Here is a 24,484-nt window from a genome sequence, read left to right as displayed (position 1 = left end):
TCAATTGTTTCAGTCCTGTTGTCCGGCCTCGGGGCACGCTGGGCACGTCTCTATACTCAGCGTGGATTCCGGACCCCTGCGGAGGCCCCAGCATGAGCCAGCCTATGCCACGAGCCGTGGTCGCCAGCGCAGTGGAGCACCAACTGCGGCAGATCGTCGACGGCAGTAGCGCGGTGATCTACGTGAAGGACCTCGATGGACGCCTGCAACTGGTCAACCCGGCGTTCGAGGCATTGTTCGGACTGAGTGCTGACGAAGCGCTCGGGCGCACCGACTACGAACTGTTCCCGCCGGAGGTGGCCGATGCCCTGCGGGCCAACGACCTGCGCGTCGTGGAGCTCGGGAAGGCGCTAGAGTTCGAGGAGCAGGTGCAACTGGGGAGCGGCACGCGTACCTACCTGTCGAACAAGTTCCCGCTGTTCGATAGCGCCGGGCGGGTCGTCGCGGTGTGCGGGATGTCCACCGATATCAGCGCGCGCAAGCGCCTGGAGGAGGCGTTGCAGCACATCGCCCTGGGCGTTTCCGCCGCCAGCGGGGCGGCGGTGTTCGAGGAGATCGCCCGCTACCTGGCCTATTCGCTGAATGCCGACATCACTTTCGTCGCCCGCTTGCAGGACCCCGTCCGGCAATGCCTGGACACCCTCGCGGTGTATGCCCATGGCCGGTTGCGCGAGAATATCAGCTACGAGCTGGACGGTACGCCTTGTGAGAAGGTGGTCGGCAAGGGTTTCCACCTGATCCCGGAAGGCGCTTGCGAGCGGTTCCCCGAGGACCGTTTTCTCAACGAGTTCGGGCTCGACAGCTATGCCGGCTACCCGCTGTTCGCCAGCGATGGCCGGCCGATAGGACTGATCGCGGCAGCCAGTCGCGGCATGCTGGACGACTACGGGCTGACCGAGGCGCTGCTCAAGGTGTTTTCCGTGCGCGCGGCGGCCGAGATCGAACGCTCCGACGCGGAAGTCAGCTACCGGGAAATCTTCGACAGTTCCGAGGACGCCATCTTCGTCCAGGACCTGCACAGCGGTGTGCTGGTGGACGTCAATCCCAAGGCCTGCCAGGCCTATGGCTACAGCTATGCGGAGATGCTCGGTCTGACCATCGACGACCTCAGTGCGGGCTACCGGCCCTATACCGGCGAGGATGCCGCCGGTTGGCTGGCCCGGGCGCGAGACCTGGGGCCGCAGCGTTTCGAATGGCACCGGCGCAACCGCGACGGCAGCCTGCACTGGGACGAAGTGGTGCTCAAGCGCGCGACCATCGGCGGGGTGGAGCGGATTCTCGCCATCACCCGTGAAATCACCCAGCGCAAGGAGGCGGAGCAGGCGCTGCGCGCCAGCGAGCAGCAGTACCGGGCGATCGTCAGCACGGCGCTGGACTGCATCATCAGCATGGACGGCGAGGGGCGTATCCAGGCCTTCAACCCGGCGGCCGAGCACTGTTTCGGCTACACGCGGGAGCAGGCCATCGGCCGGTCGCTGGTCGAGCTGATCATCCCGGCGCGCAACCAGGAGGCCCATCAGCTCGGCTTTCAGCGCTACCTGCATGGAGGGCCGTTCCTCGGTCGGCGAGTGGAGATCGAGGCCTGCCGGGCGAATGGCCAGGAATTTCCCGCCGAGCTGGCGGTGACCGCGGTGGAGGGACCGCAAGGACCGCAGTTCATCGGCTACCTGCGCGATATCACCGAACTCAAGGAAGCCGAGGCACAGCGCGCGGCGCTGGCCCAGCAGTTGCGCCAGGCGCAGCGGATGGAGGCGATCGGGCACCTCAGCGGAGGGATCGCCCATGACTTCAACAACCTGCTCACCGGTATGCTCGGCTACACGGTCATGGCTGAGGAGCTGGCCGAGCAGTTGCCCGACGAGCGCCTGGGCCACTATCTGACCCGCGTGCAACGGGCGGCGGAAAAGGCCCGGGACCTGATCCAGCAGATGCTCACCTTCAGCCGGGGCAGCCGTGTCCAGCCCCGGGCCGTCAATCTGAGCGAGCGGGTCGGCGGGTTCATCCGCCTGGTGGAATCCAGTCTGCCGGCCAGCGTGGAGATCGAGACCCGCCTGGCACCCGACCTGCCGCCCGCGCTGGTCGACCCGGTGCAGTTGGAGCAGGTGCTGATGAACCTGTGCATCAACGCCCGCGATGCCATGTCCGGCGTCGGTCGCCTGCGGGTGACGCTGCAGGCCCAGCAGCCGAGCCAATGCCGCTGTGCGTCCTGCCAGCAGGTGTTCTCCGGGCGCTACCTGGTGCTCAGCGTCAGCGACAGCGGTCCGGGCATCGCGGCGGCGGTGCGCGAGCACATGTTCGAGCCATTCTTCACGACCAAGGCCAGCAGGCAGGGCAGCGGGATGGGGCTGTCGCTGGTGCACGGTATCGTGCACGAATATGCCGGGCATATCCTGGTCGATTCGCGAGAGGGCATGGGCAGCACCTTCCAGGTCTTCCTTCCGGCGCTGGCGGAGGACACGCCCTGTCCGGACAACCCGGCCGAGCAGGAGGCGGCTGCGCAGTCGGTGCGCCTGCAGGGGAGGGTGGCGGTGGTCGACGACGAGGGGCTGGTCTCTGAGTTCATGGCCGATCGCCTGTCTGGCTGGGGCTTGCAGGTTCGCTGCTTCGACGATGCCGAACAGGCCGGCGGGGTGCTCTGCGCCGATCCCTTCGCCTGGGATTTCGTCATTCTCGACCAGTGCATGCCGCGCCTGACCGGGCTGCAACTGGCTCGCCGTTTACTGGCCCTGCGTGCCGACCTGCCGATCGTGCTGTACAGCGGCTTCAGCGATCAGCTCAGCGAGGCCCAGGTCCAGGCGGAAGGGCTCAAGGCCATGCTGCGCAAGCCACTGGACCAGGCTCAGTTGCATCGCCTGCTGCGCCGGCACCTGGCCAGGCCAGAGTCATGATGCACTCCTGAAACAATCTGCGCGTTTGCGGACATGCCGGCGATACATGCCGGCCATAACCTGCCCCTGGCAGCGGAAAGCCGCGCCAATAGCCCCCTCACTCTGCCTGATTCGCGCGGCGGCCGGCCGGGCCGGGTCATACGGTCGCCTGTTTGCCGAGGAGCCGAACATGTTCAAGCGAATTTCCATCTTCCTCTACGGCCTGACCAGCTATGCGATCTTCCTGGCCACCTTCCTGTGCCTCATCGCCTTCGTCGGCAATTTCCCGCTCCTGCCGGCCAGCCTCGATGGAGTTCCCCGCCTGCTGCCACTGGAGGCGCTGGGCATCGATATCCTGCTGCTGGCGATGTTCGCCGTGCAGCACAGCCTGATGGCACGGCCGGCGTTCAAGCGCTGGTGGACCCGCTGGGTTCCGGTAGAGGCCGAGCGCAGCACCTATGTGCTGTTTTCCAGCCTGGCCCTGCTCCTGCTGATGGTCTTCTGGCAACCGGTAGGGGGCGTGTTCTGGTCGGCGGAGCATCCCCTCATTCGTGGGTTGCTGTACGCGGTGTTCGCCAGTGGCTGGTTGCTGGTGCTGTACAGCACCTTCCTGATCAACCACTTCGACCTGTTCGGGCTGCGCCAGGTGTGGCTGCAACTGCTTGGCCGGCCTTATCGGCCGTTGCCGTTCAAGACCCCGGGGGCCTATCGCATCGTGCGTCATCCCTTGTATGTCGGCTGGTTCATCGCCTTCTGGGCGACCCCCGACATGACCATGACCCACGCGCTGTTCGCGCTGCTGATGACGACCTATATCCTCTCCGCCATCCAGTTGGAGGAGCGCGATTTGCAGGTCATGCACCCGGAGTATGCCGATTATCGCCGCGAGGTACCGATGCTGGCGCCGCGTTTCGGCCGGAGCGACAAGTCGCTGCGAAACGACGAGACGGCGGCCTGAGGCCGCAAACGAAAAAGGCGCCCGAAGACGCCCTTTTCCTGTCCGGATCAGCTTACTGGCCGGTCCAGCGCTTCAGGACCAGGGTGGCGTTGGTACCACCGAAGCCGAAGCTGTTGCTCATCACCACGTCGACCTTGGCGTTTTCCTCGGTGGCGCGCAGGATCGGCAGATCGGCGACCTCCGGATCCAACTCGTCGATGTTGGCCGAGCCGGCGAGGAAGTTGCCTTCCTGCATCAGCAGGCAGTAGATGGCTTCCTGCACGCCGGCGGCGCCCAGGGAGTGGCCGGACAGACTCTTGGTCGAGCTGATCTTCGGTGCTTTGTCGCCGAATACTTCTCGAACGGCGCCGATTTCCGCCACATCACCCACCGGAGTGGAGGTGCCGTGGGTGTTCAGGTAGTCGATCGGCGTGTCGACGGTGGACAGCGCCTGCTGCATGCAGCGGATCGCGCCTTCGCCGCTCGGGGCGACCATGTCGTAGCCATCGGAGGTGGCGCCATAACCGATGATTTCGGCATAGATCTTGGCGCCGCGCTTGAGGGCGTGCTCCAGTTCCTCGACCACCACCATGCCGCCACCGCCGGCGATGACGAAGCCGTCACGCTTGGCGTCGTAGGCGCGCGAGGCCTTTTCCGGGGTTTCGTTGTACTGGGTGGAGAGGGCGCCCATGGCATCGAACAGGCAGCTCTGGCTCCAGTGTTCTTCTTCGCCGCCGCCGGCGAACACCACGTCCTGCTTGCCGAGCTGGATCTGCTCCATGGCTTGGCCGATGCAGTGCGCGCTGGTAGCACAGGCCGAGGAAATGGAGAAGTTGACGCCCTTGATCCGGAACGGCGTGGCCAGGCAGGCCGACACGGTGCTGCCCATGGTGCGGGTCACGCGGTATGGGCCGATACGCTTGACGCCTTTTTCGCGCAGGGTGTCGATAGCTTCCATCTGGTTGACGGTGGAGGCGCCGCCGGAACCAGCGATCAGGCCGGTGCGCGGGTTGGAGACTTGCTCCTCGCTCAGACCGGAATCCTTGATCGCCTGTTCCATGGCCAGGTAGGCGTAGGCCGCCGCGTCACCCATGAAGCGGTAGACCTTGCGGTCGATCAGCTCTTCCAGATTCAGGTCGACCGAGCCGGAGACCTGGCTGCGCAGGCCCATCTCGGCATAGGACGGGTTGAAGCGGATACCGGCGCGCCCGGCGCGCAGGTTGGCGGAGACGGTGTCTTTGTCATTGCCCAGGCAGGAGACGATACCCAGGCCGGTAATCACGACGCGACGCATGCGGATAACCCTTAGAAATTGTCAGTGGAGGTGAACAGGCCGACGCGCAAGCCCTCGGCACTGTAGATTTCGCGGCCATCGACGCTGACGCTGCCGTCGGCGATGGCGAGGATCAGCGAGCGGTTGATGGTGCGCTTGATATGAATGTTGTAGGTGACTTTCTTGGCGGTCGGCAGGACCTGGCCGAAGAATTTCACTTCGCCGGAGCCCAGGGCGCGGCCGCGGCCGGGATTGCCCTGCCAGCCGAGGAAGAAGCCGACCAGTTGCCACATGGCGTCGAGGCCGAGGCAGCCCGGCATCACCGGGTCGCCTTCGAAGTGGCAGGCGAAGAACCACAGGTCGGGATTGATATCCAGCTCGGCGACCAACTCACCTTTGCCGTACTTGCCGCCGACTTCGCTGATGTGAGTGATGCGATCCACCATCAGCATGTTGGGGGCCGGCAGTTGCGCGTTTCCCGGACCAAAGAGTTCGCCGCGGCTGCAGCGCAACAGGTCTTCCCGGGTAAAGGCGGTTTGTTTGGTCATGCGAACTCCTCAATGATCCCTGTCCATGTCACAGGGGGGCGGATCCCAGGGCTGCGACGCACCCACGGCGCTTCGTCAGCCTAGTCATAGACTGTTGCCTGTTGGTGAAAGTCACAGTGCACCGAGCACAGTTGTACACCATGGAGCGGCAGGATGGGGGAGCATCTGCCGAAGGGCGGCGTATCGCGGCGACAATTCCCAACTTCATGCCGGGGGCAGCCAGCGTTGCAGGACGCGTTGCAGGTCGGCGCGCTTGAAGGGTTTGGCCAGGTAGTCGTTCATGCCGGCTTGCAGGCAGGCCTCGCGGTCTCCCTGCAAGGCGTTGGCGGTCAGGGCGATGATCGGCGGCCCGGCCTGTTCGTCCAGTTCGCGGATTTTCCGGGTCGCTTCGTAGCCGTCCATGACCGGCAGGCGGCAGTCCATGAGAATCGCGGCAAAATGTTTCTGGGAGGCGCTGTGCACCGCCTGGGCGCCGTCGGTCACCAGGCTGACCTGGTAGCCGAGGCTGCGCAGCATTGCTTCGATGACGGTCTGGTTGACCGGGTTGTCTTCCACCAGGAGCACCTCCTGGCCGCTGCTCGGGGCGCTGGTCTCGGTCTGGCGCTGTTTCACCTCGGCACTCTTCTCGCGGAAGGGCATGGGTATTTCGAGGGCGAATACCGAGCCATGACCTTCGCGGCTTTCCGCGCGCAGGGTGCCGCCCATGCGTTCGGCCAGGGTCCGGGCGATGGCCAGGCCGAGGCCGGTGCCGCCGTAGCGCCGGGAGATCGAGCTGTCGGCCTGCTGGAAGGCGTCGAACATGCCTTCCAGGCGTTCCGCCGGGATACCGATGCCGCTGTCGTGCACCGCGCAGTTGAACCAGAGCACCTCGTGGTCCAGCACCTGCCAGCGCGCTTCCAGGCGGATGCCGCCTTCTTCGGTGAACTTCAGCGCATTGCCGAGCAGGTTGACCAGTATCTGCCGGATGCGCGTCGGGTCGCCGCGCACTTCGAGCCGTTCGAGGCCCGGCTGGGCTTCCAGGCGTAGTTCCAGGCCGCGTTGCTGGGCGCTGTGCTGGAAGACCTGGACCGAGCTCTGCAGCAGGTCCAGCAGGTTGAAGGGGATCTGCTCCAGCTCCAGGGCGCCGCGCTCGATGCGCGAGAAGTCGAGGATGTCGTTGATCACCTTGAGCAGGTGCTCGGTGGACTCGGTGGCCAGGGCCGCGTATTCCGCCTGCTCCTGGGTCATCTCGGTAGTTTCCAGCAGTTGCAGCATGCCGAGCACGCCGTTCATGGGCGTACGTAGTTCGTGACTCATCATCGCCAGGAACTCCGACTTGATGCGGTTGGCCTGCTCGGCCTCTTCGCGGGCGTTGATCAGTTGGGTCATCGCCTGATGCTGTTCGCGACTGGCCTGGTCCAGGGCGCTGGCGAGGTTGTTGATGTGCCGCGCGAGGTCGCCCAGTTCACCTTCGTCGCTGGTCGGCAGCCGGCTGCTGTAGTCGCCCGACTGGATTGCTTCCACCGCCTTGCCCATGGCGCTGATCGGTTGCGAAAGGCGGCGCGCCAGGCGGCGTGCGACCAGGAAGGTGATCACCAGGGCGAGCATGACGAGCAGGGCGGCCTTCAGGAGGATTTCCTGCTGGCGGCTGCTGAACGCGTCGTTGGACATGCCGACCACTACGCGGCCGAGGTAGTCCTCGGGGCTGTCCAGGCGCTCGAGGTTGTATGGCAGCGGCCCGACGCGCTGCCGGTAGATGGGCGCATGGAAGATTTCCACCTGGGTGGCGGGCTGGTCGGTGGGGCGCTCGACGTAGGCGAGGATGCTGTCCTCCCGGTCGCGCACCTCCAGGAAACGCACGTGCGGCGTGTCCTGCGTGGCCTTGAGCAGGTTGTTGAGCACCTGCTGGTTGCCGTTGATCACCCCGTATTCGGTGGCGGGGGCGAGCTGGTTGGCGATCAACTGGCCGGTGTGGTTCAGCTCCTGGCGCAAGTCCTGGAGGCGGGCGAAGATGAAGAAGGCGGTCAGCAGCAGGGTCAGCAGCAGCGCCGGGCCGAGGCTGACCAGTTGGGTACGGGTGTGGATGTCCCAGCCATGGCGCAGCTTCATGGCCGGGATTCTCGTGTCGGTCGGCGCGGCGGCAGGGAGCGGCGCATCCTGTGGCCTCGTGACAAATCGTCCGTGGGGAGTGCTGACATGCTAGAACTCTAGTTCCGGGCTCGGGGAAATGCAGTGTCGAGGATTGGCGGCGAGTCGCCCCGCCATGTCGGTCATACTCTATCGTCAGCGCCGCCCGGCGTGAATTGTGCAAGATTATCAATAGCTTCTGTACGTGCGGGCAAACACTGGCCGGTCACCGACCGCTCCGTATAATGCCGGCAATCGCCATGCGGATGGCTCACGACGGATTTCTTATGACAGAGCAGCAACCCATTGCCGTCCTCGGCGGCGGCAGTTTCGGCACGGCGATCTCCAACCTGCTGGCGGAGAACGGACAGCAGGTGCGCCTGTGGATGCGCGATGCCGAGCAGGCCGAGGCGATACGGACGACCCGGGAGAGCCCGCGCTATCTCAAGGGCGTGAAGGTGCATGCCGGCGTCGAGCCGGTCACCGACCTGGCCGAGACCCTGGCGGGCAGCGAGCTGATCTTCGTCGCCCTGCCGTCCAGCGCCCTGCGCGCGGCGCTGCAGCCCTACGCCGGGCAACTGGCCGGCAAGCGACTGGTCAGCCTGACCAAGGGCATCGAGGCGCAGAGCTTCAAGCTGATGAGCCAGATTCTCGAGGATATCGCCCCGCAGGCGCACATCGGCGTGCTGTCCGGCCCCAACCTGGCTCGCGAGATCGCCGAGCACGCGCTGACCGCCACCGTGGTGGCCAGCGAGGATGAGGCACTGTGCCGCCACGTGCAGGCCGTGTTGCACGGCCGCACCTTCCGCGTCTATGCCAGCGGCGACCGTTTCGGCGTGGAACTGGGCGGTGCGCTGAAGAACGTCTACGCGATCATCGCCGGCATGGCCGCCGCGCTGGGCATGGGCGAGAACACCAAGAGCATGCTGATCACCCGGGCGCTGGCGGAGATGACCCGCTTCGCCGTCAAGCTCGGCGCCAACCCGATGACATTCCTGGGCCTTGCCGGCGTCGGCGACCTGATCGTCACCTGTTCGTCGCCGAAGAGCCGTAACTTCCAGGTCGGCTTCGCCCTCGGCGAGGGCCGCAGCCTGGAGGAGGCGGTGACGCGCCTGGGCGAGACGGCGGAAGGGGTGAACACCCTCAAGGTGCTCAAGGCCAAGGCCGAGGAGCTGCAGATCTACATGCCGTTGGTCGCCGGTTTGCATGCCATTCTGTTCGAGGGTCGTACGTTGGCCCAGGTGATCGAAGCGTTGATGCGTGGCGAGCCGAAGACCGACGTGGATTTCATTTCCCCGCAGGGGTTCTAGGAGAGTTCTCATGAGCGAAAGCAACGATCTGCAGCGCGAATCCATCCTGCTGCGCATCCTGTGGATGGCGGTCTTCGTCATCGTCTGGCAGGTCGCCGAGCTGGTGCTGGGCGTCGTGGTGCTGCTGCAACTGGGCTACCGGCTGTTCTATGGCGCGCCGAACGCCACGTTGCTGGGGTTTGGCGACAGCCTCAGTCAGTACCTGGCGCAGATCGGCCGTTTCGGCACCTTCAACACAGAGGAAAAGCCCTGGCCGTTCTCCGACTGGCCTGTGCCGCGTGAGCCGGAAGGCGAGGCGCCGCACGCGATTCCGCCGGCCGAGCACCCGGTGCGCGACGAAGAGCCCAAGCTATGAGGCTATGGTTGCTGCGCCACGGCGAAGCGGAGCCGCAGGCGCGCACCGACGCGGTGCGCCAGTTGACTGGCCACGGCCGCAAGGAAGTCCGCCAGGCGGCCGCGCAACTGGACGGCCGCCCGCTGGAGGCGATCCTCGCAAGCCCCTATGTGCGGGCCCAGCAGACCGCCGAACAGGTGCGTGAAGTGCTCGGCCTGCACCTGCCGATCACCACCGTGCCCTGGTTGACCCCGGACAGCGACCCGCGCGAAGCGCTGCGCCAGCTCGACGCCTATGAAGGCCGCGAAGTGCTGCTGGTCAGCCACCAGCCTTTCATCGGCGATCTTGCCGGCATGCTGCTCCACGGCCACCGCGACCAGCCGCTGCCGATGCGTACCGCCAGCCTCGCCGAGTTCGACGGCGAACTGTTCGCCGCCGGCGCGATGGAACTGCTGGCGCTGGTCCATCCGAGCTGACCGCCGGGCGGGCCAGGCGTCTGGCGCCGAAGCCCGCCGTGCGACTACACACGGAAACATTTCTCGGCTTGCACCTCCGTTTTGTGCATGGAATATTCGCCCAAGCAAGTGCTTGGTTGACTGTCTCCATAACAATAATTAGGAGGGTGTCGTGGCTGATGCAATGCGTTTGCCGCTTGAGGTGTTCTACGAGCGTGAAGCTCGTCATCCCGATAAGCGCTACATGGTCCAGCCGCTGGGTGGCGGCCGTATCGAGGAACTGACCTGGGCCGAGGTAGGCGAACAGGCACGGCGCGCCGCCAACTGGCTGCGTTCCCGCGAACTGCCCCAGGGCAGCCGTATCGCGATCATTTCCAAGAACTGCGCGCACTGGATCATCGCCGACCTGGCGATCTGGATGGCCGGGTACGTCTCGGTGCCCCTGTATCCCAATCTCACCGCCGAATCCGCCCGCCAGGTGCTCGAGCACTCCGAGGCGGCGCTGGTGTTCGTCGGCAAGCTGGACGACTGGCCGGCCATGGCGCCCGGCATGCCCGACGGCGTGCCGACCGTGGCGCTGCCGCTGCATCCCGAAGGACGGTTCGACTACCAGTGGAGCGACCTGCAGGCCTGCTCGCCGATCCGCGACACCCCGACAGGCGCCGCGGACCAGCTCGCCACCATCATCTACACCTCCGGCACCACCGGCACGCCGAAAGGCGTGATGCACAACTTCGGCAACTTCGCGTTCGCCGCCGAGAACGGCCTGAAACTGTTCGAGACCACCGACGACGACCGGCTGATTTCCTATCTGCCGCTGTGCCACGTGGCCGAGCGCGCCTTCGTCGAGATGGGCTCGCTGTACGGCGGGCAGACGGTGTTCTTCGCCGAGAGCCTGGACACCTTCCTGGAAGACCTCAAGCGCGCGCGGCCGACCCTGATGTTCGGGGTGCCACGCATCTGGACCAAGTTCCAGATGGGCGTGTATGCGAAGATGCCGGCGGCGAAGCTGGATTTCCTCCTCAAGCTGCCGATCATCGGCCGCATCGTTGGCCGCAAGGTGCTCGCCGGGCTCGGCCTGGATGCGCTGCGCATGGCCCTGTGCGGCGCCGCTCCGGTGCCCGAGGCGTTGCTGCGCTGGTATCAGCGCCTGGGTCTGGACGTGCTCGAGGTCTACGGCATGACCGAGAATTGCGGCTATTCGCACCTCTGCCGGCGGGGCAAGATCAAGACCGGCTGGATCGGCCAGGCGAGCCCGGGCGTGGAGGTGCGCATCAGCGAGGAGGGCGAGGTGCAGGTGCGCAGCGGCGCGACCATGCAGGGCTACTACAAGGACCCGGAGCGGACCGCCGAAGCCATCACCGCCGACGGTTTCCTGCGCACCGGCGACAAGGGCGAGGTGGACAGCGAGAACTACCTGCGCCTGACCGGACGGCTCAAGGAGATCTTCAAGACCAGCAAGGGCAAGTACGTGGCGCCGGCGCCGATCGAGAACCGCCTGGCGGTGCATCCGCTGATCGAGCAGGTTTGCGTGGTCGGCGACAGCCTGCCGCAGCCGATGGCGCTGTGCGTGCTGTCCGAGGTCGGTCGTCGCGAGGCGGCGAACGGTACCACCTCGGAACTGGAAAACAGCTTCCGCACCCTGTTCGATGAGGTGAACAAGGCGCTCGACAAGCACGAGCGATTGCTCACCCTGGTGTTGCTCAAGGAGATCTGGGCGGTGGAGAACGGCTTCCTGACGCCGACCCTGAAGATCAAGCGCAACGTGGTGGAAAGCGCCTACCAGGGGCATTTCCAGACCTGGCTGGACCGTCGCGAGACGGTGCTCTGGCACGATTGAGGAGAAATCATGAGCTTGTGGCGCACCACACCCGACCTGGAGCAGCTCAACGCCACGTTGCGCAATACCATCGGCGAACAGTTGGACATCCGCTTCGAGTCGTTCGACGACGAATCGCTCACCGCCAGCATGGTGGTCGACCGGCGCACCCACCAGCCCTACGGCCTGCTGCACGGCGGCGCGTCCGTGGTGCTGGCGGAAACCCTCGGTTCCACCGCCAGCTTCCTGTGCATCGACAGCCGCAAGTACTACTGCGTGGGCCTGGAGGTGAACGCCAATCACCTGCGCGGTCTGCGCAGCGGGCGGGTCACCGCGGTGGCGCGGCCCGTGCACCTGGGGCGCACCACCCATGTCTGGGATATTCGCCTGAGCGGCGAGGATGGCAAGTCCAGTTGCATCTCGCGGCTGACCATGGCCATCGTGCCGCTCGGGGAGGAACCGCCCAAGGCCTGAGCCGCCAGCCATAGTCTTTGGCCATAGTGCCGTCAGTTGCGTCATTGCCCGGCGGGCGTTGCCTGCCGGACAATCCCCCGATGTCCCGTCCGCAGACCATGATCATGCCGCAACCGGTTTTCTTCGCCCACGCCAACGGCTTTCCCTCGGCCACCTACGGCAAGCTGTTCGACGCACTCGCGCCGCACTACCAGGTGCGCCATCTGGACCGGCACGGCCACGACCCGCGCTTTCCGGTCGGCGATAACTGGGAGGCGCTGGTCGAGGAACTGATCCACCACCTGGAACGGCTGGATGCGCCGGTGTGGGGCGTCGGTCATTCGCTTGGCGGCGTGCTGCATTACCGCGCCGCGTTGCGTCGCCCGGAGCTGTACCGGGGCGTGGTGATGCTGGATTCGCCGATGCTGCCGTTGGCCGCCCGGCTGGCGATCCGCACTGCCAAGCGCTTCGGCCTCATCGACCGGCTCACCCCGGCCGGACGGACCCTGGGGCGCCGCGAGACCTTCAACGATCCGGCCGAGGCGCGCGAATACTTCGCCGGCAAGACGCTGTTCCGCCATTTCGACCCGGACTGCCTGGACGCCTACGTCCACCATGCGTTGCAGCCGAGCGGGGATGGACTGCGCCTGCGCTTCGATCCGGCCACCGAGATCAGCATCTATCGCACCGTGCCGCACAACAATCCCGGACGGCCGCAGCAGTTGCGGGTGCCGCTGGCGGTGGTGCGTGGCGACCGCAGCCGGGTGGTGCGCAATCAGGACGTGCGCCTGGTGAATCGGGTGCCACGCGGCGAATGCCTGACCCTGCCGGGCGGCCACATGTTCCCGCTGGAGCGGCCGCAGGACACCGCCGAGACGCTCAAGCGGCTGTTCGCCCGCTGGCAGGGCCAGGCATGACCCTGCCGGTCGAGGAGGTACGCCTGAGCCTGCCGCACATCGAACTGGCGGCGCATATCCACGGTCCCGAGGATGGCCTGCCGGTGCTGGCGGTGCACGGCTGGATGGACAACGCGATGAGCTTCGCGCGGCTGATCCCCAAGCTGCACGAGTTGCGCATCGTCGCCGTCGACCTGGCCGGCCACGGCTATTCCGATCACCGTCCGCCGGGCGCCGCCTATACCATCTGGGACAACGTCCACGACCTGCTCCAGGTTGCCGACCAGTTCGGCTGGGAGCGCTTCTCGCTGCTCGGCCACTCCATGGGCGCCATCGTCTCGACCCTGCTGGCCGGCACCATGCCGCAGCGCGTCGAGCGCCTGGCGTTGATCGATGCGATCGTCCCGCCGACCGCCCAGCCCGAGGACACGCCGCTGGAGCTGGCCAAGGCGCTGGAGGCGCAAAGGGCCCTGGCCGGCAAGCGCAAGCGCGTCCACGACAGCTTCGAGAAGGCCATCGAGGCGCGCATGAAGGGCAAGGTCCCGGTCAACCGCGAGGCTTCCGAACTGCTCGCCCAGCGCGGCGTGATGCCGGTGCCGGGAGGCTACATCTGGCGCACCGACAACCGCCTGACGCTGCCCACGCCGATCCGCCTGACATTGCCGCAGGCGCTGGCTTTCGTGCACCGCATCACCTGCCCGGTGAGCCTGGTGCTGGCCAGCCAGGGCATCATGAAGAAGACTCCCGGTGCCCAGGAGTTGCTCAAGGACTTGCCCATCGAGATCACCGAGATTCCCGGCTGTCATCATCTGCACCTCGAAGACGAGGAGGGCGCGCAGGCGGTTGCAGACTGTTTCAATCGCTTCTTCCAGGCGACTTGACGCAGGGCGGCTGAACGGCAAGTCTGCACACGGACTGCCAAGGAGATCACGATGATCGAGCTGTACACCGCCGCCACGCCGAACGGGCACAAGGTATCCATCGCCCTCGAGGAGCTAGGCCTGCCCTACGAAGTGCACGCGCTGAGCTTCGACAAGAAGGAGCAGAAAGCCCCGGCATTCCTCAGGATCAATCCCAACGGCCGCATTCCGGCCATCGTCGATCGCGACAATGATGGCTTCGCCGTGTTCGAGTCCGGTGCCATCCTCATCTACCTCGCCGAGAAGACCGGCCAACTGATGCCCCAGGACGTCAAGGGACGTTCGCGGGTGATCCAGTGGCTGATGTTCCAGATGGGCGGCATCGGCCCGATGCAGGGCCAGGCCAACGTGTTCTATCGCTACTTCCCGGAGAAGCTGCAGCCGGCCATCGACCGCTACCAGCACGAGACCCGGCGCCTCTACGAAGTGCTCGACGGCCGCCTGGGCGAGGCGGAATACCTGGCCGGCGACTACAGCATCGCCGACATCGCCACCTTCCCCTGGGTGCGCCTGTACGAGTGGGCGGGGGTGCCGATCGACGGTCTCGAACACTTGCAGCGCTGGCTGGCGGCCATCGAGTCGCGCCCGGCGGTGCAGCGTGGCCTGCGGGTGCCCGAACGCCGCGAACCGGACGAGAAAGCTGTCGCGTCCGCCCAATCGATGCTGATGAAGTGAAGCGGCCGATGCGATGGACTCTATGTCTGGCCGGTTGTTTCGGCATGATGAGCGCGCTGGCGGCCGATCTGCCGGGTAGCAGGGATCTGCCCGAGGTGCCGCGCTTCCCGAATGCGGGGATCGTCGGCTTCCGCGAGGTCGGCGATGTGCAGCGCGTCTATCCCCAGGGACCGGTTCGCCGGATCAGCAACCAGGTGCGCTACGAGGAGCAGGTCGAGGTGCAGGGCCAGCTCACCGCGGTGACCTACCAACTGCCTCGCGAGCACCTGGGCGAGCAGGCCTTCGAGGCGACCCGCAAGGCCTTGCAGGAGCAGGGCGCCGAGCTGCTCTACTGGTGCGACGGGCGCGACTGCGGCTCCAGCAGCCTGTGGGCCAATGCGGTGTTCGGCAATGCCACGCTGTACGGGCCGGACGATCAGCAGGACTACCTGCTGATGCGCCTGGACGAGGACAGCCTGCTGGCGCTGTACGGCATCACCCGTGGCAATCGCCGCGCCTACCTGCATGTCGAGCAGGTCCGGGCCGCGCAGCCGCTGGGCGATCTGCTGCCGACCCCGGGAACCCTGCTGCGTCAGTTGCGCGCCACCGGCGAGCTGGCCTTGCCGCGTCTCGATGGCGAGCCGCAGCCGGCCTGGAGCGAGCTGCTGGCGCGCAGCCTGAACCTCGACAGCACCTTGCGGGTCAGCTTGTCCGGAGCCCATGCCGAGGCCTGGCGCGAGGCTTTGGTGCAACTCCGGGTACGCGCCGCGCGCCTGGAACTGGACGCCGGTCAGGAGACACCGGGACTGAGCCTCAAATTGTTGCGCTAGAGCATTCCACTCCTTGATAGCGAGACCCGGGTCGGTCATCTTGTGCGCCACTGACCCGGTCTCACCGAATTCTTCGCTATCCCAGGAGTGCCCCCATGCCCAATAACGACCGCCTGTTGCTGCAGATTCTGGTGCTGGCGTTGCTGGGCGCCAGCCTGTGGGTGCTGGCGCCGTTCTGGTCGGCGCTGTTCTGGGCCGCCGTGCTGTCGTTCGCCAGTTGGCCGCTGATGCCGTTGTTGACCCGCGCGCTGAAAGGCCACGTCACGGCGGCGGCGACTATCCTCACCCTGGGCTGGATGCTGCTGGTGGCGGTGCCGCTGGTGATGCTCGGCTTCAACCTGGCCGACCATATCCGCGACGCCATGGACCTGGTCAAGGACCTGCAATTGCGCGGCTTGCCAGCGGCGCCATCCTGGCTGGACGACATCCCCCTGGTGGGCGAGCGGCTGGTCGCGCTGTGGGCCACCATCGACCAGCAGGGCGCGGAGTTCTTCGACAGCCTCAAGCCCTACATGGGGCAGGTCGGCAATTGGTTGCTGGCGCGCAGTGCGCAGATCGGCGCCGGAGTGCTCGAACTGGCCCTGAGCCTGGTGCTGGTGTTCTTCTTCTATCGCGACGGCCCGCGCATGGCGACCCTGGTGCACAGCGGCCTGCACCGGCTGATCGGCGACCGCGCCGACCATTACCTGGAACTGGTGGCCGGCACCGTGCAGCGGGTGGTCAACGGCGTGATCGGCACCGCCGCCGCGCAGGCGCTGCTGGCGCTGATCGGTTTCTGGATCGCCGGCGTGCCGGGGGCGCTGGTGCTCGGCCTGCTGACCTTCGCCCTGAGCCTGATCCCCATGGGCCCGCCGCTGATCTGGATTCCCGCCACCGCCTGGCTGGTCTGGCAGGGTGAGTATGGCTACGCGGTGTTCCTCGCCATCTGGGGCACGTTCATCATCAGTGGCGTGGACAACGTGCTGAAGCCCTACCTGATCAGCCGTGGCGGCAACCTGCCGCTGGTGGTGGTGCTGCTCGGGGTGTTCGGCGGCCTGGTGGCCTTCGGCTTCATGGGCCTGTTCCTCGGCCCGACCCTGCTGGCGGTGGCCTATAGCCTGGTCGGCGACTGGATCGCCCACGATCCGGCGCAGCAACAGAACGTGGAGACGGTGGGCGAGCGGGTGACGGAGAAGCCGCCGGTCTGACGGCGGAGGAATCCTTTCGTTCTTTTTGGATTCCCGCGTTCGCGGGGAACCAATGAACAGCGCGGGGAGTGCCCTCAGCCGTTCTCCTGCTCGTAGCGGTCCAGCGTGTCGCTGGCGATCTGCCGGCCCAACTGGATCAGCTCCGGCGCCTTGTAGAACTCGAAGAAGCGACAGACCTTCTTCGGCACGTTGATCACCAGGTCCGGCGGGTAGCCGGCGATCTTGTATTGCGCGAGGGAGGTCTGCATGACCTCGAAGCTCTGGTTGATCAGGTCCAGCAGCGAGGCGGGCCCGATGCTGCTGACCACCACCGAGCCTTCGGCCGACTTCGGGGCGCCCTCGCTTTCCGGCGCGGCGGCGGGCTGCTGGGCCTGGGGCGAGGCCGATTCCTCGAGCCAGGGATTGGGTTCTGGCGGCTGCAGCTCGGCGCTGCGTTCGAGCAGTAGCACATCCTGTTCCTGATCGTTGCCGCGCGCGCGGAAGGGCAGGCGCGCGCTGAGCGAGGCCATCAACTGGTCGATGCGTCCCTTGAGGGCCGGCGAGCGCTCGATTACCGGCAGGTGGTACTGCTTCTGGTTGGTGGCATTGAGGTTGACGGCGACGATCAGGTCGCAGTGGCTGGACACCACCGGCACGATCGGCAGGGGGTTGAGCAGGCCGCCGTCGATCAGCATGCGGTTGCCCTGGATCACCGGGGTGAACAGGCTGGGGATGGCTGCCGAGGCGCGCATGGCCTGGTGCAGGCAGCCTTCCTGGAACCAGATTTCCTGCTGGTTGGTGAGGTCGGTGGCGACCGCGGTGTAGGGGATGTTGAGGTCTTCGATATCGATCTCGCCGACGATGTCGCGAATCCGCCCGAACACCTTCTCGCCGCGGATGGCTCCGAGGCGGAAGCTGACATCGAGCAGGCGCAGCACGTCGAGGTAGTCCAGGCTCTCGATCCAGGCGCGGTATTCGTCGAGCTTGCCGGCGGCGTAGATGCCACCGACCACCGCGCCCATCGAGCACCCGGCGATGCAGCCGATCTCGTAGCCGCGTGCCTCCAGCTCGGCGATCACGCCGATGTGCGCGTAACCGCGTGCGCCACCCGACCCCAGCACCAGGGCTACTCGCTTGCTTGTCATGGCACTTCCCCCTTCCAGCACAGCCATTGTTCGAACATACGCGCGCGTTCGCGGCACGCCAAGGCGCAGGGCGGCTAAAATCCGGCCAGTCGTCGTGGAATCGTTTTCGTTGGCGCGTTGTCCTAACTGGCAACGGTTCTCTCATCCAAGGAGCAATACCCCCATGAAAGCCCTGATCTACCTGCCTGTTTTCGCTCTTCTGCTGGCCGGTTGCGCAGGCAAGACCGCCTACCGCGAAACCTGTGCCAACCAGTTGGACGCCGCCTGGAAGGAGCTGGATATTGCCAAGGCCGAGGGCTTCGCCGGTACGGTCAGTTATTCCAAAGCACTGTCGCTGCTCACCGCGGCGAAGACCCAGCAGCAGTTCGAGAGCTACGAAGGTTGCACGGCGAAGTCCGAGCGGGCGCGTTTCTATATCCGCGAGTCGCGCGCCGGGCGCTAGCCTATGCCGGCACTGACGCTCTTGTAGGGTGTGCCGTGGCGCACCCTACAAGAGCCGGTTGTATTTTCCTCCTGATGGGCAATGCTTGGAGCGATGGCCGCGCGGGGCCATGCCTGGGATAGAGCCCGATGACGGGCCGGGGAGGGAGCATGCGGGAGAGTGATGCTCTGAGCCCGCCAAGAGCATTGAGCATCTGGCGGGGCCTTGGCTTGTGGAATTTCTATTTCATCACCAAGTTCGTCCTGCTGTGGTACGGCCAGCTCGATTTCCATGCGCTGGAAAACCTGGCGTTCGCCGCATTCCTGCTCATGCCCCTGCCACCGCTGTGGCTGCATCGCCTGCGCCATGTGGTCGCGATTCCGCTTGGGATTGCTCTCTACTACTACGACAGTTGGTTGCCGCCGTTCAGTCGGCTGCTCGACCAATCGTCCCTGGTGTCGCAGTTCAGCGCGCATTACCTGCTGGAGCTGGTGGGGCGGTTCATCAACCCGACCTGGGTCGCCGTCGGGCTGATCCTGCTGGTCGGCTACCTGTTCCTCAGCCAGTGGCTGCGGATCACCAGCTTCACCGTGGCAGCCCTGGTCGCCGTGCTGGTGATCGGCGACCAGCAACTGTTTTCGCGGCCCCAGGCCGTGGCGCCGGAAGCGGCCGCGGTGGTGCGCCAGGAAACGCCGGGCGCTACTCCGGTGGAGATTTCCGATGCCTTCCTGAACGACCGCCTGGAGGATTTCTATGGCGGGCAGCGGCGGCAGGTCACGGTATTCCCGCAGAGCCTCGGGGCGGATGTGCCGCCGGTGGATGTGCTGCTGCTGAACATCTGTTCCATGGCCTGGGACGACCTGGAGGAAGTGGGGCTGACCCAGCATCCCCTGTGGGGGCGGATGGATGTCCTGTTCGACAACTTCAACTCCGCCGCCACCTACAGCGGCCCGGCCGTGCTGCGTGTGTTGCGGGCCAGTTGCGGGCAGTCGTCCAACGCCGATCTCTACAACTCCGTCGCCAAGGAATGCCTGTTGTTCGAGAACCTCAAGCGGCTGGGGTTCGAGGAGGCGCTGCTGCTGAACCACACCGGGCAGTTCGACAACCTGCTGGGGCTGTTGCGCGACGCTGGCGTGCAGGCCCCGAACAGCCTGTCCAGGAGCCTGCGGCCGACCCTGACCGGGTTCGACGGCTCGCCCATCTATCGCGACCTGGAAGTGCTTGACCACTGGTGGAAGCAGCGGCTCGCCGATGCATCGCCGCGTGAGGCGCTGTTCTACAACTCCATCACCCTGCACGACGGCAACCGCCTGGTGGACAAGGCCACGGGCAAGACGGTCAGCGCCGATTACCGGACTTCCCTGGAGCAGTTGCTCGACGATCTCGAACGCTTCATCGACCTGTTGCAGGCCTCCGGCCGGCCGGTGCTGCTGGTCATCGTCTCCGAGCATGGCGCGGCCCTGCGCGGCGACCGGATGCAGGTGCGCGGCATGCGCGAGATACCCAGTCCGTCGGTGACGCGGATTCCCGCTGGGGTCAAGCTGATCAACGCCAAGGCGCGCCTGCCCGAGACGCCGCTGCGCATCGACGCCCCCAGCAGCTATCAGGCCCTGTCCGAGTTGATCGCCCGGCTGGTCGACGGCAAGGCCTATGCCTCCGCCGACTTCGACCTGGCCGCCGCGTTCCGCGACCTGCCGAAACTGGACATGGTCGTGGCGGAGAACGAGGGCAGCGTGATGATGCAGGTCCAGGGGGAGCACTACCTGCGGATGGAGGATCGCAGTTGGATCAAGTACCCGCAGCGTTGAGCCACCTCAGTTGAACTCGGCGTATTCCTCCAGCGGTTCCACCGGCATCTTCAGGTCACCGTCCCACGGGTCGAAGCTGTAGCGCAGGTAGAGCAGGGCGCCACGGGGCTCGTAGTCGCTGCCGACCGATTGTTCCATGCCGAGCCTGGCGCCGACGAACCAGTTCGGCGTGAGCCGGCGTTCCGCGCTGAAGCTGAAGCGATAGCTGAAACCGTCGCTTTCGCCGCCACGGAACATCGGGTTGCCGGCCTCGGCCTGCCAGTCGGGGCGGGTCGGGAAGTAGGGCGAGTCGTCGCTGCGCGCCCAGGCATAGCCCGTCGCGGCCTCCGCGTAGAACGACCAGTCCCCTCGGCGCTGGGCGTAATTGATCGGCACGGACAGCGAACGGTACCGCTGTGGGCTGTAGTAGCCGCCGTGGCCGAAGGTGTAGCCGCTCAGGTCCTTGTCGTAGTGCCAGTACATGGCGTTGGCGCCGAGGCGCAGGCGGCGCTCGGCGCTGTCGATCAGGCGGAAGTAGACCCCGGCCATCAGGCGGTAGCGGTCGTTGTCTTCGACGTGCCGGCCGGTCAGCCGGTGCGCTTGCAGGCTCGACCAGATGCCGAACGGGCCGCCCTGGTCATAGCCGAGCCCCAGGCGCACGCCGTTGGCCAGCACTCCGCCCCAGGTCGTTCCGGTGCGCGGGTCTTCGCTGCCGGCGAACGACAGCAGCGAGTTGTTCAGTGGCCGGCGCGACAGGTCCAGGCGCCAGCCCAGGTCGGCGAGGTCGCCCTTGACCCTCACCCCGCCCACCAGGTTCTCCACGGGGAACCCCAGCGGCGTGCTGCCGATATCCCATTCCAGCCGCTCGCCGCGCCAGCCCAGGGCCACCGAGGTGCCTTCCTGGCGCTGCTGCCGGTGACCCTGGTCGCAGGCTTCGCCACGTGGCTGGCAGAGCTCCGAGCTGCCGAACTCCAGGGCCGCGTCGGCATCCCGGAAACTGCCGTTGTCGAGGATCACCTGCTCGGCGCGGAAAAAGCCCTGGCCGCTGCCCAGTGGGTGGGCCGCCTCGAATTGCAGGTAGTCGGCCCGCAGGTCGGAGTATCCGGGCGTGCCGCTGCTTTCCAGGTAGCTGTACTGAAGGGTCGCGGTGGGTGACTGCTGCTGGTACAGCGCCGCCGCGTCGCTGCGGATGCTGCGCAGGAGCCAGTCGTCGGCGTTTTCCTCGCGGGTGTTGCGGGTGAACGCCAGGGCACCGTCCGGGGTGTCGAGGCCACTGTTGCGCATGGCTTCGCGGTAGGCGTCCAGCGCCGCGCGCGGCTGCCCGCTGGCCCGGGCCAGGCGGCCGCTGTCGCGCCAGATCCAGGGATCCTGCGGGGCGGCCTGGCGGGCGGCGGTCATGTTCCGCTCGGCCCGTTTCGTTTCGCCGAGGTTCAGCCAGAGGTTGGCGATACGGCGCTGCTGCCCTGGCGAAGGGGCGTCCGGCGCGAAAGCGGCGAGGCGTTCGCGGACGTCTCCGTCCCCCCGCTGCGCCGTCAGTTCGATCAGGCTGAGCCTGGCTTCGCTGTTCTCCGGGTCGAGCCGCAGGGCCTGCTGGTAGTGGAGCTCGGCATCCTGGCGGTTGCCCGCTGCTTCGGCCCACTCGCCGAGGGTCAGCGCGATGGCGGCCTCGCCGGGAAACTCCCGCTGCCGTTGTTCGAGGTAGGCGGCGGCTTCCGTACGGCGGTCGGTCGCGTACAACTGGCGGGCGTGGCGCATGGCCAGGTCGAGCCGCAGCCGCTTGTCCAGGGCGCGGACGCTGTCGTCCCGGGCCTCGGCGGGAACCTTGTCCAGGCTGTCCAGCGCCTGTCGGGGCTGGTCCTGGCTGGCGAGGAACAGGGCATGGGCATAGCGGGCCGTCCGGTCGTGCGGCGATCGTTGCAGCAGGGCGTCGAAGCTCTGCGCGGCGTTGCGGTCGCCGAGGCCGGCGCGGGCCTTGGCCAGTTCGTAGGCGATCCAGGGATTGTCCGGTTGCAGGCGCTGGGCCTGTTCCAACTGGTGCCTGGCGGTGGCCCAGCGCTGCTGGTCGGCATGCTGTTCCGCGCTGGCTACCAGGCGGGCAGCCTCCTGGCGGTCCAGTTCGGAAACGACGCGTTGCCGCTGCTCGGCGGGCAGGGTGGCGGCAAGCGCCCGCGCCCGCTCGGGTTGCTCGGCACTGTAGAGGTCGATCAGGCCGCGCTTGGCGGTGGAATCATTGCGGTCGCGGCTCAGCGCGGCCTTGTAGTGGCGCTCGGCGCCGGCGTTGTCGTTGCGCCGGACCTGCACGGCGGCCAGGCCGTTGAGCGGCGCGGTCGCGTCGGGTCTCTGCGCCGCCGCTTGCCGGTAGTGCCGCTCGGCGAGTTCGAGGTTGCCTTGCTGAAGGGCGGCATCGGCACTCTTGAGCGTGCTCCAGAAACGCGCCTCGGCGATCAGCGTCTGCCACTTGCTCCGCTGGTCGATGTTCTCTTCGTGCTCCAGCGCCTGCTGGTACAGCGCCAGCGCTTCCGCCTGGCGTCCCTGGCGCTGGTGCAGCAGGCCCAGGGCACCGAGGGTCTGCGAGTCTTCCGGGAAGCCCTTGAGCGCCGCGCGCAGGTCCCGCTCGATGCGCGGGTAGTCCCGTGAGCTCTGTTCGAGCGCCGTCAGGGCGCGCTGCCTGGCCTGGAAGGCGGGGTTGGCGAGCAGCCGTTCCTGCTCGGCCAGGGCCTGCCTGGCGCGCTCGTCGTCCGGGTACTGCTGCAGGTAGCGGCGCCACAGTGCGGCGCTGCGCGGGTCGATCGGGAGCCGTTCGAGGCGGTCCAGCCAGACGCCGGCGACGCCCTGGCGGGCATAGGGATCGCCGGCCAGGCGCTCCAGGTCGGCGTGCCCGGCTTCGCTGTAGGGGTCGAGGGACAGACGCTGGCGGGCGAGAGCCAGGCGGTAGGTGCTGCTGTGCGGATAGTCCCTGACCAGTTCTTCCAGGCCCTTCAATGCCCTGGTCTGGCCTTGCTCGGTATTGCCCAGCGTCTGCCAGTACTCCAGCGCGTGGTCGGCGCTGGGGAAGCCTGGCTGGAACAGCTCGTCATAGATCGCCAGCGCTTCCTCGGGGCGGCCGGCGCGGGCCAGGAGACGAGCCTGTTGCAGGCGGGCCCGGGCTTCCGGCTGGTGCAGTCGCAGGTACAGGGTCGCCAGCGCCAGGTTCTCGCTGTCGGGAGCGCTGCCGCGCAGGCGTTCGAGGGTGGCCTCGGCCTCGTCGAGCTGGCCGCGCCGGACCTGTAGCCGGAGCAGGGCGACCAGGCCGTCGGGGTCGTTCTCGTTGAGCTTGAACAGGCGGTTCAGGCTGTCCTCGATCAGCTCCACCTTGTTGCGGGCTTCGCCGGTGCGAATCTGCTCCAGCAGGCGTTGCCGGTTGCTGTCGAGGTCGTCGGCCAGGGTGCCCAGGCTCAGGAGCGCGAGCAGCAGCCAGCAGGATGCGCGATTCATGGGCATTCCTCCGCGTTCGGCAACAGCAGGAATCCATCCGCCGTGAAGCGATAGCGGCCCTCGTGCCAGCCCAGCCCGAACAGGCTCAGCACGTGGTCGTAGTAGGCTTGTGGCGCGAGTGAGGTATTGGCCAGGCGCTCCAGTTGCCGTTCGAGCGACTGCCTGTCCGGGGTGTTGCCGAGCAGCGGCAGCAGCGCGGCGGAGAAGCCCGGCGGCCCTTGCCCTTCGGCCGTGCCGGCCTGGCTGTCGGTGCGCAGCGGCGGGTATCCGTGTTCTTCGAGATAGCGGAGCATGGGCCGGTAGCGCTGGAGGTCGGCGTCCGCCTGCATGCCGGCCCAGAGGTAGACGCGGATGGCGTCGTAGTCGCCCAGCCAGCCGCTGCGCTGCGAAGGCTGCCAGCGGTCGTCCTGGCGATCGACCCAGTCGGGGGCGAAGCCGCTTGCGGTGGTCTCGGCGAGCATGCGTTGCGTGGCGGCGAGCACTTCGGGCCAGTCGCCGCGCGGATGGCGCTTCGCGAAGCTGCGCAGCAGCGGCAGGGGCGAGTAGCTGGGGTTCAGGGTCCAGCGCCCGTCACTGGCGAAGCCGTGCGCTCCCGGCAACAGCAACGGACCGAGTTGGGGCAGGACGGCCACCTCGTGTTGGCGGACGAGTGCCAGCAGCCGCGTCGAAAGCTCGGCGTAATCGTCCCGCCGCCATAGCCTGCCGGCTTCCTGCAGGCTGTAGGCGATCCAGAGGTCCGCGTCGGCGGCCGAGTTGTCGTCCAGCACCTGCCAGCGACCGTCTTCCGTCCGCCCCCACAGCCAGGCCGGCAGGTGGCGTTGCAGGTCGCCCTGGGCGAGGTTGTTCTCGGTCCAGCGCAGCAGGCGTTCGAAGCCTGGCCGGTCTCCGGCGACCAGGGCGAAGAACAGCGCGTAGGACTGGCCCTCCGAGGTGGTGATCGTGCGGGGATCGGAGTGATCGATCACCCGCCCGCCCGCATCGACGAAGCCGTGCCGGAACTGCTCCCACAACGGCCAGGCACAGCCGGCATCCGCCGTGCCGGCGAGTGTCAGGCAGAGCAGGGCGGCCGTGACGGACCTCATGCGGCAC

At 66.8% G+C, this 24,484-nt stretch carries 20 protein-coding genes; 14 read left to right on the top strand and 6 right to left on the bottom strand.

Annotated features, from left to right (window positions below; translation table 11 throughout):
- Positions 1-92 precede the first annotated feature (92 nt).
- Together PSEWESI4_RS19800 and mddA are read left to right on the top strand one after the other, a co-directional pair.
- Positions 93-2,888: a hybrid sensor histidine kinase/response regulator gene (locus tag PSEWESI4_RS19800; protein ID WP_187672937.1), complete on the top strand. Its 2,796-nt coding sequence runs from the start codon at positions 93-95 to the stop codon at positions 2,886-2,888.
- Between the two features lie 169 nt (positions 2,889-3,057).
- A complete protein-coding gene (mddA, locus tag PSEWESI4_RS19795) occupies positions 3,058-3,825 on the top strand; it encodes a methanethiol S-methyltransferase (protein ID WP_187672936.1) in 768 nt (255 codons plus the stop codon).
- A 52-nt stretch (positions 3,826-3,877) separates the two neighbouring features.
- On the opposite strand, the gene fabB is transcribed toward mddA, so the two are convergent.
- The 3 genes from fabB to PSEWESI4_RS19780 form a co-directional block, all read right to left on the bottom strand.
- Complete coding sequence (gene fabB / locus PSEWESI4_RS19790) at positions 3,878-5,098, bottom strand: beta-ketoacyl-ACP synthase I (protein WP_187672935.1); 1,221 nt, start codon at positions 5,096-5,098, stop codon at positions 3,878-3,880.
- An 11-nt stretch (positions 5,099-5,109) separates the two neighbouring features.
- Entirely contained in the window at positions 5,110-5,625 is a 516-nt protein-coding gene (fabA, locus tag PSEWESI4_RS19785; RefSeq protein WP_187672934.1) for a 3-hydroxyacyl-[acyl-carrier-protein] dehydratase FabA, read from the bottom strand.
- A 204-nt stretch (positions 5,626-5,829) separates the two neighbouring features.
- Entirely contained in the window at positions 5,830-7,713 is a 1,884-nt protein-coding gene (locus tag PSEWESI4_RS19780) for a response regulator (RefSeq protein WP_187672933.1), read from the bottom strand.
- Positions 7,714-8,018: 305 nt separating this feature from the next.
- On the opposite strand from PSEWESI4_RS19780, the gene PSEWESI4_RS19775 reads away from it, so the two are divergent.
- From PSEWESI4_RS19775 to PSEWESI4_RS19730, 10 genes are all read left to right on the top strand, one after another.
- Positions 8,019-9,041, top strand: a complete 1,023-nt coding sequence (locus PSEWESI4_RS19775) for an NAD(P)H-dependent glycerol-3-phosphate dehydrogenase (protein WP_187672932.1) — start codon at positions 8,019-8,021, stop codon at positions 9,039-9,041.
- Between the two features lie 10 nt (positions 9,042-9,051).
- Complete coding sequence (locus tag PSEWESI4_RS19770) at positions 9,052-9,396, top strand: DUF4389 domain-containing protein (protein ID WP_187672931.1); 345 nt, start codon at positions 9,052-9,054, stop codon at positions 9,394-9,396.
- Complete coding sequence (gene sixA, locus PSEWESI4_RS19765) at positions 9,393-9,851, top strand: phosphohistidine phosphatase SixA (RefSeq protein WP_187672930.1); 459 nt, start codon at positions 9,393-9,395, stop codon at positions 9,849-9,851. The genes PSEWESI4_RS19770 and sixA overlap by 4 nt, the downstream gene beginning before the upstream one ends.
- Positions 9,852-10,002: 151 nt before the next feature.
- Entirely contained in the window at positions 10,003-11,670 is a 1,668-nt protein-coding gene (locus tag PSEWESI4_RS19760) for an AMP-binding protein (RefSeq protein ID WP_187672929.1), read from the top strand.
- A gap of 9 nt (positions 11,671-11,679) precedes the next feature.
- Positions 11,680-12,123 (top strand): hotdog fold thioesterase, encoded by a 444-nt coding sequence (locus tag PSEWESI4_RS19755; protein ID WP_187672928.1) that lies wholly within the window; start codon positions 11,680-11,682, stop codon positions 12,121-12,123.
- A gap of 104 nt (positions 12,124-12,227) precedes the next feature.
- Positions 12,228-13,019: an alpha/beta fold hydrolase gene (locus PSEWESI4_RS19750; protein WP_187672953.1), complete on the top strand. Its 792-nt coding sequence runs from the start codon at positions 12,228-12,230 to the stop codon at positions 13,017-13,019.
- The gene (locus tag PSEWESI4_RS19745; protein WP_187672927.1) at positions 13,016-13,879 is read left to right on the top strand and encodes an alpha/beta fold hydrolase; all 864 of its coding nucleotides are present in this window, start codon (positions 13,016-13,018) and stop codon (positions 13,877-13,879) included. The genes PSEWESI4_RS19750 and PSEWESI4_RS19745 overlap by 4 nt, the downstream gene beginning before the upstream one ends.
- A 51-nt stretch (positions 13,880-13,930) precedes the next feature.
- Positions 13,931-14,593, top strand: a complete 663-nt coding sequence (locus tag PSEWESI4_RS19740) for a glutathione S-transferase family protein (RefSeq protein ID WP_187672926.1) — start codon at positions 13,931-13,933, stop codon at positions 14,591-14,593.
- Between the two features lie 8 nt (positions 14,594-14,601).
- On the top strand, positions 14,602-15,402 hold the full coding sequence (locus PSEWESI4_RS19735) for a DUF4892 domain-containing protein (protein ID WP_187672925.1): 801 nt from the start codon (positions 14,602-14,604) through the stop codon (positions 15,400-15,402).
- Positions 15,403-15,497: 95 nt separating this feature from the next.
- Entirely contained in the window at positions 15,498-16,589 is a 1,092-nt protein-coding gene (locus PSEWESI4_RS19730; protein WP_235978973.1) for an AI-2E family transporter, read from the top strand.
- A 74-nt stretch (positions 16,590-16,663) separates the two neighbouring features.
- On the opposite strand, the gene PSEWESI4_RS19725 is transcribed toward PSEWESI4_RS19730, so the two are convergent.
- A complete protein-coding gene (locus PSEWESI4_RS19725; RefSeq protein WP_187672924.1) occupies positions 16,664-17,713 on the bottom strand; it encodes a patatin-like phospholipase family protein in 1,050 nt (349 codons plus the stop codon).
- Between the two features lie 163 nt (positions 17,714-17,876).
- Here PSEWESI4_RS19725 and PSEWESI4_RS19720 point away from each other — a divergent pair, with 163 nt between their 5' ends.
- Together PSEWESI4_RS19720 and bcsG are read left to right on the top strand one after the other, a co-directional pair.
- The gene (locus tag PSEWESI4_RS19720; RefSeq protein WP_187672923.1) at positions 17,877-18,155 is read left to right on the top strand and encodes a hypothetical protein; all 279 of its coding nucleotides are present in this window, start codon (positions 17,877-17,879) and stop codon (positions 18,153-18,155) included.
- Positions 18,156-18,364: 209 nt separating this feature from the next.
- The gene (bcsG, locus tag PSEWESI4_RS19715) at positions 18,365-19,942 is read left to right on the top strand and encodes a cellulose biosynthesis protein BcsG (protein ID WP_210768861.1); all 1,578 of its coding nucleotides are present in this window, start codon (positions 18,365-18,367) and stop codon (positions 19,940-19,942) included.
- A gap of 6 nt (positions 19,943-19,948) precedes the next feature.
- Here bcsG and bcsC read toward each other — a convergent pair whose 3' ends face one another.
- Positions 19,949-23,395: a cellulose synthase complex outer membrane protein BcsC gene (bcsC, locus tag PSEWESI4_RS19710; RefSeq protein WP_187672921.1), complete on the bottom strand. Its 3,447-nt coding sequence runs from the start codon at positions 23,393-23,395 to the stop codon at positions 19,949-19,951.
- The gene (gene bcsZ / locus PSEWESI4_RS19705) at positions 23,392-24,477 is read right to left on the bottom strand and encodes a cellulose synthase complex periplasmic endoglucanase BcsZ (protein ID WP_187672920.1); all 1,086 of its coding nucleotides are present in this window, start codon (positions 24,475-24,477) and stop codon (positions 23,392-23,394) included. Before bcsZ ends, bcsC begins: the two co-directional genes overlap by 4 nt.
- Between the last annotated feature and the right edge of the window lie 7 nt (positions 24,478-24,484).

This window comes from Zestomonas carbonaria (genome assembly GCF_904061905.1).
Classification (GTDB): Bacteria; Pseudomonadota; Gammaproteobacteria; order Pseudomonadales; family Pseudomonadaceae; genus Aquipseudomonas; species Aquipseudomonas carbonaria.
Note: the sequence above shows the minus strand (reverse complement) of the source record. Positions and strands in the feature narration are given on the sequence as shown.

Bases quoted from the DNA above. Each gene is read 5' to 3' on its own strand.
- PSEWESI4_RS19725 (WP_187672924.1), bottom strand. From the start codon at position 17,713: ATGACAAGCAAGCGAGTAGCCCTGGTGCTGGGGTCGGGTGGCGCACGC.
- PSEWESI4_RS19750 (WP_187672953.1), top strand. From the start codon at position 12,228: ATGCCGCAACCGGTTTTCTTCGCCCACGCCAACGGCTTTCCCTCGGCC.
- fabB (WP_187672935.1), bottom strand. From the start codon at position 5,098: ATGCGTCGCGTCGTGATTACCGGCCTGGGTATCGTCTCCTGCCTGGGC.
- bcsC (WP_187672921.1), bottom strand. From the start codon at position 23,395: ATGAATCGCGCATCCTGCTGGCTGCTGCTCGCGCTCCTGAGCCTGGGC.
- fabA (WP_187672934.1), bottom strand. From the start codon at position 5,625: ATGACCAAACAAACCGCCTTTACCCGGGAAGACCTGTTGCGCTGCAGC.
- PSEWESI4_RS19745 (WP_187672927.1), top strand. From the start codon at position 13,016: ATGACCCTGCCGGTCGAGGAGGTACGCCTGAGCCTGCCGCACATCGAA.
- PSEWESI4_RS19800 (WP_187672937.1), top strand. From the start codon at position 93: ATGAGCCAGCCTATGCCACGAGCCGTGGTCGCCAGCGCAGTGGAGCAC.
- mddA (WP_187672936.1), top strand. From the start codon at position 3,058: ATGTTCAAGCGAATTTCCATCTTCCTCTACGGCCTGACCAGCTATGCG.
- PSEWESI4_RS19735 (WP_187672925.1), top strand. From the start codon at position 14,602: ATGCGATGGACTCTATGTCTGGCCGGTTGTTTCGGCATGATGAGCGCG.
- PSEWESI4_RS19770 (WP_187672931.1), top strand. From the start codon at position 9,052: ATGAGCGAAAGCAACGATCTGCAGCGCGAATCCATCCTGCTGCGCATC.
- bcsZ (WP_187672920.1), bottom strand. From the start codon at position 24,477: ATGAGGTCCGTCACGGCCGCCCTGCTCTGCCTGACACTCGCCGGCACG.
- PSEWESI4_RS19740 (WP_187672926.1), top strand. From the start codon at position 13,931: ATGATCGAGCTGTACACCGCCGCCACGCCGAACGGGCACAAGGTATCC.
- sixA (WP_187672930.1), top strand. From the start codon at position 9,393: ATGAGGCTATGGTTGCTGCGCCACGGCGAAGCGGAGCCGCAGGCGCGC.
- PSEWESI4_RS19780 (WP_187672933.1), bottom strand. From the start codon at position 7,713: ATGAAGCTGCGCCATGGCTGGGACATCCACACCCGTACCCAACTGGTC.
- PSEWESI4_RS19730 (WP_235978973.1), top strand. From the start codon at position 15,498: ATGCCCAATAACGACCGCCTGTTGCTGCAGATTCTGGTGCTGGCGTTG.
- PSEWESI4_RS19755 (WP_187672928.1), top strand. From the start codon at position 11,680: ATGAGCTTGTGGCGCACCACACCCGACCTGGAGCAGCTCAACGCCACG.
- PSEWESI4_RS19775 (WP_187672932.1), top strand. From the start codon at position 8,019: ATGACAGAGCAGCAACCCATTGCCGTCCTCGGCGGCGGCAGTTTCGGC.
- PSEWESI4_RS19720 (WP_187672923.1), top strand. From the start codon at position 17,877: ATGAAAGCCCTGATCTACCTGCCTGTTTTCGCTCTTCTGCTGGCCGGT.